At 37.7% G+C, this 3842-nt stretch carries 2 protein-coding genes; both read left to right on the forward strand.

The features are described from left to right. Nucleotides 1-247: 247 nt before the first annotated feature. A complete protein-coding gene (locus tag P20480_RS05950) occupies nt 248-1663 on the forward strand; it encodes an alanine/glycine:cation symporter family protein (RefSeq protein ID WP_033025651.1) in 1416 nt (471 codons plus the stop codon). A gap of 140 nt (nt 1664-1803) precedes the next feature. Then, nucleotides 1804-3402 (forward strand): BCCT family transporter, encoded by a 1599-nt coding sequence (locus P20480_RS05945; protein WP_008131063.1) that lies wholly within the window; start codon nt 1804-1806, stop codon nt 3400-3402. Nucleotides 3403-3842 lie beyond the last annotated feature (440 nt).

Genomic DNA, 3842 nt, shown 5'->3' on the forward strand with positions numbered 1-3842 from the left:
AGCTTAAGCGTTGCCTGCTCTGCCGTCTCAGTGGGGTCGCATTATAGGGAGCAGCGAATTTAACGCAAGCCTTTTTTAACTAAAAAAGTGATTTAAATTACACCCCAAGCAAGCGCACACCCTAAACACAAGTTACTCACAAACACCTGTTGATAACTCTATTTTTATGGTCGTTTATTCTAAACACTTGGCCATTCCTATGGTAAGTTGCGGTCACTTTTTTAACGCATGTCTTTAGGTAGTATTTATGGCAGATATAATAAATAGTATAAGTGGTCTCTTGTGGGGGCACGTCCTCGTATACTTATTAATAGCAGCGGGTTTATTTTTTACCTTTAAATTAGGTTTTATTCAATTTGTACAATTTCCACATATGTTCAAGGTTATGTTTGGATCTCGAAAATGTGGGAATAACGAAATCTCTTCTTTTCAAGCTTTTTGTACTTCATTAGCAGCTCGAGTCGGTACTGGGAATATGGCAGGTGTCGCTGTTGCATTGTATCTGGGTGGCCCGGGAGCTATTTTTTGGATGTGGTTAATTGCATTAATTGGTATGGCGACAAGCTTTGCCGAAAGTACACTTGCACAAGCTTATAAAACAAAAGATGCTGAAGGCAATTTTAGAGGTGGTCCAGCTTACTATATGCAAACTGGCTTAGGTAAACGTTGGATGGGGGTTTTATTCTCATTGTGTTTAATTTTAGCTTTTGGTCTGGTATTTAATGCTGTGCAGTCAAACTCTATTGCTGCCGCTTTTGAAGTAGCATTTGATATCCCTAAATATATTGTAGGTATTTGTTTAGTTATTGGTTCTGGGATCATCATATTTGGAGGCCTTAAAACAATATCTCGATTTGCTGAAATGGTTGTGCCTTTTATGGCTTTGGCCTATTTATGTGTTGCGCTTTATGTTTGTGCTATTAACTTTGCTGCACTTCCTGATGTATTCATGTTAGTAATTAACAGTGCTTTTGGAATAGAGCAAGCCGGTGCTGGCGCTATAGGTTATGGTGTAATACAAGCGATGATCCAAGGAATTAAACGTGGTTTGTTCTCTAACGAAGCGGGTATGGGTAGCGCCGCTAATGCTGCAGCAACAGCAACACCTTACCCTCCTCACCCTGCTTCACAGGGTTATGTGCAAATGCTTGGGGTTTTTATTGACACAATTGTAATTTGTACTGCGACTGCATCACTTATCCTTCTATCTCAGCAATTAATTCCTGAATCAGGAGTATTGGGTATAGAATTGACTCAAGCAGCATTATCAGAACATGTTGGTAGTTGGGGCACTTATTTTATCGCTATTGCAATTTTATTCTTTGCCTTTACCTCTATTGTTGCTAATTACTCGTATGCAGAAACTAATCTTATGTTTTTAGAACATAACTCCCAAAAAGGAATGTTTTTATTCCGTCTGATCGTTTTAGGAATGGTTATGTTTGGGGCTGTAGGTGAGCTCGGATTAATTTGGACATTAGCAGATATATCTATGGGTTTAATGGCTATTGTTAATGTAATCGCGTTATTTATGCTTTCAGGTGTCGTTGTATGGCTTTCAAAAGACTATAACGAACAACGTAAAAAAGGCCTTATCCCCTCATTTGATAAAAGTAAACATCCAAAGCTAGATAAAGAGGTAGACCCTCTAGCTTGGAAATAAAAAATAAAATAGCGAGTTCCGGCTCGCTTTTTTAGTTCTAAAGTTTATTTACCCAACATTAAAACTTAGATTAATTTTTACGACTACTTTATATTTACTGCGTATAGGAACAAAAAGAGATATCTAAAAAAGGAAAGCCGATGGATGACATGACAAAAAAATACAGTATCGATACTACTGATTATCAAGTTGGACAAGATAATATTCAAAAATGGGGGTTTGATATACATAATCCTGTATTTGGAATAAGCGCTTTTTTAGTTGTTTTATTTGTATTGCTTAGCTTGGTTTTTGACCCTACCGTTACTCGCGACGCACTAACCTCCACTAAAGACGCTATCATAAATCAATTCGATAGTTACTTTATGTTACTTGCTAACGCCTTTGTAATCTTTTGTATTATCTTGGCATTCTCTCCCTTAGGTAAAATTCGTTTAGGCGGTGTAAAAGCTCGTCCAGAGCATGGTTACATATCGTGGCTTGCCATGTTATTTGCTGCAGGAATGGGCATTGGATTACTATTTTGGGGTGTTGCAGAGCCAACAGCTTATTATACAGGTTGGTATCATATGCCTATGGGGGTTGAACCCAATTCAGCACAAGCACATTCATTAGCTTTAGGTGCAACTATGTACCACTGGGGTTTGCACGGATGGGCAATTTACGCAGTAGTTGGCTTAAGCTTGGCTTTTTTTGCATTTAATAAAGGCCTGCCTTTGTCTATACGTTCTGTTTTCTATCCCTTATTTGGTGATCGCGCATGGGGGTGGATGGGGCATATCATAGATATACTCGCGGTATTGTCGACTTTATTTGGTTTAGCAACATCACTGGGGCTTGGCGCGCAACAAGCGACCAGTGGTATAAATTATCTTTTAGGCACCGATTATGGCACTGCTTTTCAAATATCTGTTATTGGCTTAGTAACGTGTATTGCTATTTTCTCTGTTATTAGAGGTATTGAGGGCGGTGTAAAAGTACTAAGCAACGTTAATTTAATTTGTGCGTTTTTTTTACTGTTAGTTGTTATCGTACTTACATTCTCTGATTCAATCCCTGCTGTTTGGTTTACCCTGGGAGCATACGTAGAACATTTTGTACCATTGAGTAATCCTTTTAATAGGCCCGATGAAGATTGGATGCATTCTTGGACTGTATTTTATTGGGCGTGGTGGATATCTTGGTCACCGTTTGTTGGTATGTTTATAGCGCGTGTTTCTAAAGGGCGCACTGTACGAGAGTTCTTACTTGTTGTTATAGGGCTACCAACTCTGCTTAGCCTTGTGTGGATGGGTGTATTTGGCAATATGGCAATAACACAAGTTATAGACAAAGTCGGACCACTTGAACAAAATGGTTTGACTGATATTTCAGTTACTTTATTTCAGGTATATGAACAGCTACCGTTTTCTAGCTTTATTTCAATTATTTCTATTGCTTTAGTTTTAGTCTTTTTTATCACTTCATCTGATTCAGGATCACTGGTGATAGACGGCATAACTGCTGGCGGTAAAATTGATGCACCAGTGCCACAGCGTATATTTTGGGCTACTGTCGAAGGTATGATAGCAGCAGTGTTACTTTGGGTTGGCGGCTCGCAAGCCTTACAAGCACTTCAATCGGGTGTAGTAACTACTGCACTCCCATTTTCAATCATACTTATTTTAATGTGTGTTGCGCTTATACAAGGCTTGCTAAGCGAATACCCTACTTATAAGGTTCAAAGCAAACTGCACTAACAATTCATCCGGTATAAGTGGCTCTTAAGAGTCGCTTATACAACTCATTTAAAACTTATTATAGCCACGTCACATTTTCCTCAATCTAGCTCTAGTTGCTGCTTTTTTATTTTAAAAGAGCAAACCTTACTCTCATCGTGTTGAAAATATCTGATTGACTAAAACATAGATAAAGGAGTAATTAAATTACTAATGTTCTGATTTGTTTATTTTGTTATGGACAAGTGCGTTACTCATACAGATTCACATAATTAAGTACTATTTCGGATTGGTATTAACTGAGCTGAGTGAAATAGAGTAATGACGATAAAAATTGGGCCTTGCAAAGGCTAAGTGACAAAATCTTTAAATAGTAAAGTTAAGGAGATATTAAAAATAGATTAGATAAATGAAATATGGATATATTTTAAATGTTTTTATCATTGGAGTTTATATAGAGA

It is taken from the genome of Pseudoalteromonas sp. BSi20480, from assembly GCF_000241365.1.
GTDB lineage: Bacteria > Pseudomonadota > Gammaproteobacteria > Enterobacterales > Alteromonadaceae > Pseudoalteromonas > Pseudoalteromonas marina.

What these genes read in the sequence shown, in the direction of transcription:
- P20480_RS05945 (WP_008131063.1), top strand. Translation starts at nt 1,804, where the DNA reads ATGGATGACATGACAAAAAAATACAGTATCGATACTACTGATTATCAA.
- P20480_RS05950 (WP_033025651.1), top strand. Translation starts at nt 248, where the DNA reads ATGGCAGATATAATAAATAGTATAAGTGGTCTCTTGTGGGGGCACGTC.